7 protein-coding genes are annotated in these 7,422 nt (G+C 61.4%); 6 read left to right on the top strand and 1 reads right to left on the bottom strand.

Going from position 1 to position 7,422, the window contains the following annotated elements; genetic code table 11:
- Nucleotides 1-446 precede the first annotated feature (446 nt).
- From rutA (AC3YOG_RS20480) to AC3YOG_RS20455, 6 genes are read left to right on the top strand one after another with little or no spacing between them, the layout of a single operon-like run.
- The gene (rutA, locus tag AC3YOG_RS20480) at nucleotides 447-1,544 is read left to right on the top strand and encodes a pyrimidine utilization protein A (protein ID WP_489936451.1); all 1,098 of its coding nucleotides are present in this window, start codon (nucleotides 447-449) and stop codon (nucleotides 1,542-1,544) included.
- A gap of 53 nt (nucleotides 1,545-1,597) precedes the next feature.
- Nucleotides 1,598-2,722 (top strand): pyrimidine utilization protein A, encoded by a 1,125-nt coding sequence (rutA, locus tag AC3YOG_RS20475; RefSeq protein WP_489936450.1) that lies wholly within the window; start codon nucleotides 1,598-1,600, stop codon nucleotides 2,720-2,722.
- A 26-nt stretch (nucleotides 2,723-2,748) separates the two neighbouring features.
- Nucleotides 2,749-3,870 (top strand): pyrimidine utilization protein A, encoded by a 1,122-nt coding sequence (rutA, locus tag AC3YOG_RS20470; RefSeq protein ID WP_489936449.1) that lies wholly within the window; start codon nucleotides 2,749-2,751, stop codon nucleotides 3,868-3,870.
- A gap of 9 nt (nucleotides 3,871-3,879) precedes the next feature.
- A complete protein-coding gene (gene rutA, locus AC3YOG_RS20465; RefSeq protein WP_489936448.1) occupies nucleotides 3,880-5,004 on the top strand; it encodes a pyrimidine utilization protein A in 1,125 nt (374 codons plus the stop codon).
- Nucleotides 5,005-5,031: 27 nt separating this feature from the next.
- Nucleotides 5,032-5,532: a flavin reductase family protein gene (locus tag AC3YOG_RS20460; RefSeq protein ID WP_489936447.1), complete on the top strand. Its 501-nt coding sequence runs from the start codon at nucleotides 5,032-5,034 to the stop codon at nucleotides 5,530-5,532.
- The gene (locus AC3YOG_RS20455) at nucleotides 5,529-6,074 is read left to right on the top strand and encodes a cysteine hydrolase family protein (RefSeq protein ID WP_489936446.1); all 546 of its coding nucleotides are present in this window, start codon (nucleotides 5,529-5,531) and stop codon (nucleotides 6,072-6,074) included. Before AC3YOG_RS20460 ends, AC3YOG_RS20455 begins: the two co-directional genes overlap by 4 nt.
- A gap of 39 nt (nucleotides 6,075-6,113) precedes the next feature.
- Here the strand turns inward: AC3YOG_RS20455 and AC3YOG_RS20450 are convergent, their stop codons facing one another.
- The gene (locus AC3YOG_RS20450) at nucleotides 6,114-7,415 is read right to left on the bottom strand and encodes an amidase (protein ID WP_489936445.1); all 1,302 of its coding nucleotides are present in this window, start codon (nucleotides 7,413-7,415) and stop codon (nucleotides 6,114-6,116) included.
- Nucleotides 7,416-7,422 lie beyond the last annotated feature (7 nt).

Raw genomic sequence — 7,422 nt, 5'->3', positions numbered from 1 at the left:
CAGACCGGCAGCTTTTGGGCATTGAGGGTGGGATAGCGGCCATCGTTCAGCCGGCTCCTTAGTGGCAGCTGCCGACCTCAAATCGGCCTTCTCCGGCATTCTCCCTAGTTCCCGTAAGCCGACATCAGACATCGCGTCTGGTCCTCCGTAGGCTCACTTTGAGCAGGCTAGCCTGCTCTGACATCTTGGGTGTACGGCGCAGCATTGTCGGAAGATCGCGGGATGGGGCCGAATGAGCTACCGCCTCTGAGGCCGGCAATCCAAAGGCGACGAGCAACTGGGGCTGCAATTCGCACGCCACACAAGGAATAATATCGCAAGCCTCAGGTGAGAATTACTCCATTGGAAAATTGGAGGCTGCAGTCAAGCATGGTGCCGCAAGGTTCAACAGCCAAGTGACGGGCCGCTACGGCCGATGCACAAGGCGACTGCAGGAGACATTTGGCGTGACGAAGATTGGTGTATTCATCCCCATCGGCAGTCGTGGATGGCTGATATCGACCACGTCCCCGCTAACTTATCCGACCTTTGATCTCAACAAGACGGTTGTACAACGCGCCGAGCACTACGGCCTCGACTTCGCCCTCGCCATGATCAAGCTGCGCGGGTACAACGGGCCCAGCGAATACTGGCAGCATAACCTCGAATCTTTCACGCTGATGGCCGGCCTTGCCGCCGTCACCAAGAAGATCCAGCTGTTCGCCTCCGTCGCTATGCTCACCATGCCGCCTGCCTTGGTCGCGCGCATGGTCTCGACCATCGACTCGATCGCGCCCGGCCGCATCGGCGTCAACATGGTCACCGGCTGGCAGCCCAAGGAGTACCAGCAGATGGGCCTCGAGCTGACGCCCGAGCATTTCGCCCGCCGCTACGACTACGCGACCGAATATGTCACGGTAATGCAGGACCTCTGGAAAACGGGCGTCTCTGACTTCAAGGGCGACTTCTTCCAGATGGACGATTGCAAGCTCTCGCCCCAGCCCAGCGCACCGATCCAGATCGTGGGCGCCGGACAGTCGCCTGCGGGTATGGATTTCGTGGCCAAGCACGGCAACTACAACTTCGTGGTCGCCGGTGGTCTTAATCAGACCGATGGCTGCCGCGATGTCGCCGGTCGCGTTGCCGAGGCAGCAAAGACCCATGGCCGCGATACCGGTGCCTTCCAGTTGATCATGGTGATCGCTGATCGAACCGATGAAATGGCTTTCGCCAAGTGGGAACACTACAAGACCGGCACTGATATCGAGGCTCTCGAATGGCAGGCCAGCCAGGCCGGCGCTGATAGCAAGGCCAGTGCCAATTCAACCGCCGCCCTGCTTAAACAGGGCATCGACAACCCTGAGCCGACCGGCATGACAAAAATCATCGGCTCCTACGAAAACGTCGCGCGCATGCTCGATGAGATCGCGGCTGTCCCCGGCATCAAGGGCCTCATGCTCACCTTTGACGACTTTGTCGTGGGCATGGAGCAGTTCGGCGAACATATCCAGCCGCTGATGAAATCACGCAATCCTGCGCTGCCAAGCGACCAGGCTGCCGCCTGATCTCCGCGGGCGCCGCTCGGGCGCCCGTTCCCTCCTCAATACGGAGCAGCGTCATGGTCAACATCGGCGTGTTCATTCCCATCGGCAGTCGCGGCTGGATCATGTCCACCACCGCCCCACGCACCTATCCAACCTTTGATCTAAACAAGACCATCTGCCAGCGCGCCGAGCATTACGGCATGAATTTCGTGCTCTCCATGGTCAAGCTGCGCGGTTATGACGGCCCGTCCGAGTTCTGGCAGCATAACCTGGAACCCTTCACCATGATGGCGGGCATTGCCGCGGTCACCACCAAGATCCAGATGTATGCCTCCATTGCGCTGCTTACCATGCCGCCGGCCCTGACCGCCCGCATGGTGTCGACGATCGACTCCATCGCGCCGGGTCGGTTCGGCGTCAACATCGTTACCGGCTGGCAGCCCAAGGAATACCAGCAGATGGGCCTGTGGCCAGGCGGGGCGCATTTTGCCCAGCGCTACGACTACGCCACCGAATACGTGACGGTGATGAAGCAGCTCTGGGAAACGGGCACCTCCAATTTCCAGGGCAAATTCTTCCAGATGGATGACTGCAAGCTCAGCCCCCGTCCATCGAACCATATCGACATCGTGGCGGCCGGTACATCCGACCGTGGCATGCAGTTCGTCGCCGAGCATTGCGACTATAATTTTGTTTCCTCCGGCGGTGGCATCAACCAGCCAGACAAGGCGGGCGCTAATGTTCTGCGTCTTGCCAAAGTCGCGGAAACGACTGGCCGCAGGGTCCAGGCCTACACAGGCGCCATGATCATTGCCGACCGGACCGACGAACTCGCCTTCGCCAAGTGGGAACACTACAAGAAGGGGACCGATATGGGGGCCATCGCCTGGGCCCATTCCCAATCCTCCCAGGATACCAAGGCGCCAGCCAATTCCACCGCCGGTGGCATGGCGGCCAGCACGCTCGAACAGCTGCGTAATCCCGCTGCCGCCGAGCCCAATCGCGGCCTGCGGCTGATCGGGTCCTACGAAAACGTTGCCAAGATGCTCGACACCATGGCCGAAACCCCCGGCCTGGGTGGCATCATGCTGACCTTTGACGACTTCATCACCGGCATCGAGCAGTTCGGCCAATATATCCAGCCGCGCATGCGCAGCCGCGCCACGCCCCTCACCGCCGCCAACCAGAACGCGGCCTGACCTACAAACCCGGAGTTCACCCAGCCATGGTAAAAATAGGCGTCTTCATTCCCATCGGTAGCCGCGGCTGGCTGATTTCGACCACTTCGCCCGAAACCTACCCCACCTTCGATCTCAACAAGACCATCGTGCAGCGCGCCGAGCATTACGGGCTCGATTTCGCCCTCGCCATGATCAAGCTGCGCGGCTTCAACGGTCCCAGCGAATATTGGCAGCACAACCTCGAAGCCTTTACGCTGATGGCCGGCATTGCCGCGGTGACGCAGAAGATCAAGCTCTATGCCTCGATTGCCCTGCTCACCCTGCCGCCCGCCCTCGCCGCGCGCATGGCATCGACCATCGATTCCATTGCGCCAGGTCGTTTTGGCGTCAATATCGTCACTGGCTGGCAGCCCAAGGAATACCAGCAGATGGGCCTTTGGCCCGGCGATGCCCACTTCGAGCGCCGCTACGAATATGCCTCCGAATACGTCCAGGTGATGAAAGACCTGTGGGAGACCGGCACGTCCAATTTCCAGGGCGAATATTTCCAGATGGACGACTGCAAGCTGAGCCCGCGTCCGTCCAGCCATATCGACATCGTCGCCGCTGGCGCCAGCAATCGCGGCATGGAATTTGTCGGTCAGCACTGCGACTACAACTTCATCGGCGCCGGTTCGGGCATCAACAATACCGCCAATGCCGGCGATAATGCCAAGCGCCTGATGGAGGTCACGAAGCCTTATGGCCGCAAGGTGGGCGCCTATACGCTGCTGATGGTCATCGCCGATCGCACTGACGAAATGGCCTTCGCCAAGTGGGAACACTACAAGTCCGGCACCGACATGGAGGCCATTGCCTGGTCTCGTGATCAGTCTTCGGCCGACAAGAACGCCCCTGCCAATTCAACGGCCGGCGGCATGGCGCGCAATGCCCAGGCCATGCTGGACGATCCGTCCAAGGCCGTGCCTACCGGCATGCTCAAGCTCATCGGCTCATACGAAAATGTCGCCCGCATGCTCGACGAAATTGCCGCGCAGCCGGGCATCGAGGGCATCATGCTTACCTTTGACGATTTCATCGTCGGCATGGAGCAGTTCGGCGAGCATATCCAGCCGCTGATGAAGTCACGCAATGTCACGCCGGCCAAAAACCAATTCGCTGCCTAAGGAGCTCTCATGACCAAGATCGGCGTATTCATTCCTATCGGCAGCCGCGGCTGGTTCATGTCGACCACCTCGCCTGAGACCTATCCCACCTTCGACCTCAACAAAGCCATCGTGCAGCGTGCCGAGCATTATGGCCTCGATTTCGCTTTGGCCATGATCAAGCTGCGCGGCTACAACGGCCCGTCCGAGTTCTGGCAGCACAACCTCGAAGCTTTTACGCTGATGGCGGGCATCGCCGCCGTGACGCAGAAGATCAAGCTTTATGCCTCTATCGCCCTGCTGACCCTGCCGCCGGCGCTCGCTGCGCGCATGGCGTCGACCATCGATTCCATTGCCCCCGGTCGTTTTGGCGTCAACATTGTCACTGGCTGGCAGCCCAAGGAATACCAGCAGATGGGTCTTTGGCCCGGCGATGAGCATTTCAAGAATCGCTACGCCTACGCCACCGAATACGTGAAGGTGATGAAGGAGCTCTGGGAAACCGGCACGTCCAATTTCAATGGCGAGTATTTCCAGATGGACGATTGCAAGCTCAGCCCACGTCCGTTAGGCCATATCGACATCGTGGCGGCTGGAACGTCTGATCGTGGCATGCAGTTCGTGGCCGAGGAATGCGACTACAACTTCGTCGGCGCCGGCGGCAAGATCAACGAGCCCCAGCTCGGCGGCGAGAACGCGCAGCGCCTGGTGACCGTAGCCGCCGCAACCGGCCGCAAGGTCGGCGCCTATACGCTGATCACCATCATTGCCGACCGCACGGACGAAATGGCTTTTGCCAAGTGGGAACACTACAACAAGGGCGTTGACCTCGAGGCCATCGAATGGATGGGCCAGCAGTCGGGCGCCGACAAGTTCTCTGCCTCGACATCCACGGCTGCCCGCATGGCCGCCGGCGCGGCCCAGACGCTCAAAGACCCCAAATCCGCGACCGCCAATGGCGGCCCCAAGCTGATCGGATCCTATGAGAACGTCGCCCGCATGCTCGATCAACTGGCTGAACAACCCGGAATTGAAGGCATTATGCTGATCTTTGATGATTTCATCGTCGGCATTGAGCAGTTCGGACAATACATCCAGCCGTTGATGAAGAGCCGCAATGGCAGCAAGGTGACAGGGGCTCAGGCAGCAGCCTGAGACCCCATACCGGAAACGAGTACGCACATGTCTGAAGTAATGACGACCGAGCGGGTCATCGATGTCCGCACCTTCTGGCAGGCGGTTGGCCTGCGCGCCGTCGGCACGGCCATCGTCACTGCCCAAGGCAAGGATGGGCCCCGCGGCTTCCTCGCGCTTTCAGCCACCCATCTTTGCGCCGAGCCGCCCGTGATGATGATCTCGGTCGACAAGAAGACCTCGGCTGTCTCCGCCATTCTTGAGGGCGGTCACTTTGCCATCAATTACCTGGCGACCGACCAGGCGGATTTAGCCGGTCCTTTCGGTGGCAAGGGAGACCTCAAGGGTGCCGATCGGTTCACCCTCGGCAGCTGGAGCAAACTGGCCACTGGCGCCCCGGTGCTGCAGGGCGCATCGGGGGTGATCGACTGTGAGGTCGAGGAAACCATCGAGCGTCACGGCACGCTGATCGTACTCGGTCGGGTCAGGGATTTTACCGCGACCGAAGGCAAGATGCCCATGGTATCTTACAAGGGAAAGACCCTGTGACAGCACGGCGTTCAGCCCTGCTCGTGATGGACTTCCAGCACGAAATCGTCTCCGGTCACGACGCGGCCGGGGCTATCGTCAATACGCGCAAGGTGCTTGATGCCGCGCGCCGTGCGGGCATGCCGGTCGCCTATGTAGTTGTGGGTTTTCGCCCCGGCTATCCAGAGGTTTCGGCCAACAACAAGGGCTTTTCCGCCGTCAGGTCATCCGGCCGGCTGGTCGAGCCGGCCGTGATCGAGGAACTGGCTCCGATTGCCGGCGAACCGGTCGTCACCAAGCATCGCGTCGGCGCGCTCTACGGCACCGACCTTCTGGTCATTCTTTCCGCCTTTGAAGCCAATCACCTCGTGCTCACCGGCATTTCCACCAGCGGCGTTATCCTCTCGACCACCCGCATGGCGGCCGACATGGACTTCGCCATCACCATCCTTGCCGATTGCGTGGGCGACAATGATCCGGCCGTACACGATTTCCTGCTGACCAAGATCCTGCCGCGGCAGGCCGAAATCAGCGACAGCGCCACCTTCATCGCGTCGCTCTAGCGCAATAGGCAAGGGCGGCGCAGGCAATGCCGCCCTGTTCTATGCCGCCACGGCGTCGCGGCGTGCCAGGGCGCTGCCGACCAGTTCGGCAATGGCGATGACCTTGCGATCTTCGTAGCGGCGGCCCACCAGGGACAAGCCCACCGGCAAACCGGCGGGACCAAGAAGTCCCGGCACATTGACCACCGGCACTTGCAGCAGCGTCCACATCGAGTTGAACGATGCGTCACCCGTTGCGTCCTGCCCCGCCGGCGCCTCGCCGGTCGCACTTGGCGTCAGCACGATATCGTACTGGCTGGCCACATCGTCATAGACACCGCGGCAGTGGTCGGCATGCCGATAGGCCGCCCGCGCATCACTGGCACTGATGCCGCTGCGGTTTTCCACCGTCGCCTTGAAATCCTCATGCAGGTCCGGCGTGTTCCGGTATTCGTTGAGGAACGACGATCTTCCTTCCGTCCGCGCCACGATGCGGTGTGATTCCCCGATCGTCTCGAAAACACCGGGCAGGTCGAGCATCTGCACCTCCGCCCCTTGCGCCCGCAGCAGCGACATGGCGTGCCTGATGGCGTCCTGCGTTGCGGGCAGGGCCTTGCTCCATTGTGGCGTGCGACAGATGCCGACGCGCAGGCCCGCAAGTGCGACGGGCGAGGGGGCATCTTGTGCCTCGATGGCAAACACATCGGCCAGGAGCATGAGGTCGCGGGCGCTCCGCGCATAGAGCCCCAGCGTGTCCAGCGTCGTCGAGCTCATCTTGAGCCCTTCGCGGCTGATGCTGCTCCAGGTCGGCTTCCAGCCATAGATGCCGCAGAACGAGGCCGGCCGGATCGTCGAACCACCAGTCTGCGTGCCAAGGCCGATCGCCGCCTGCCAGTCTGCAACCGCTGCTGCCGACCCGCTCGAAGATCCGCCTGGCGTATAGCCTAGCGCATGGGGATTGCGCGTTTTGCCACCGCGCAGCGTCGCAGCAAACTCGGTCGTAACCGTCTTGCCTGCGATCAGCGCACCCGCAGCCCGCAGCGTGTCGACGCAGGCCGCGTCAACCCCCGGACGGCTATTGGCGTAGCGTGCAGTATTGTGCCCGGTTGGCATATCATAGGTCGCGATCACATCCTTGACCCCGATCGGCACGCCGTGGAGGGGCCCTTTGACCGGAACGTCGTCCAGCAGACGCGCACGATCGCGCAGCAATTGTTGATCGAAATAGGCCCAGGCCTGAACCTCGGCGTCGCGCTCCTCGACCCGCGCGATCAGCGCCTCGGCGATTTCGGCCACGCTCAGCGTGCCTGAAGTGACGCGTTCCGCGATCGACACGGCGTCAAGTTCATCGATCTGGGACATCGCAGGC

The sequence above is a fragment of the Devosia sp. Z6_126 genome (genome assembly GCF_058133495.1).
The sequence above is the reverse complement of the archived record's forward strand: the minus strand, read 5'-3'. Positions and strand labels throughout refer to the sequence as shown.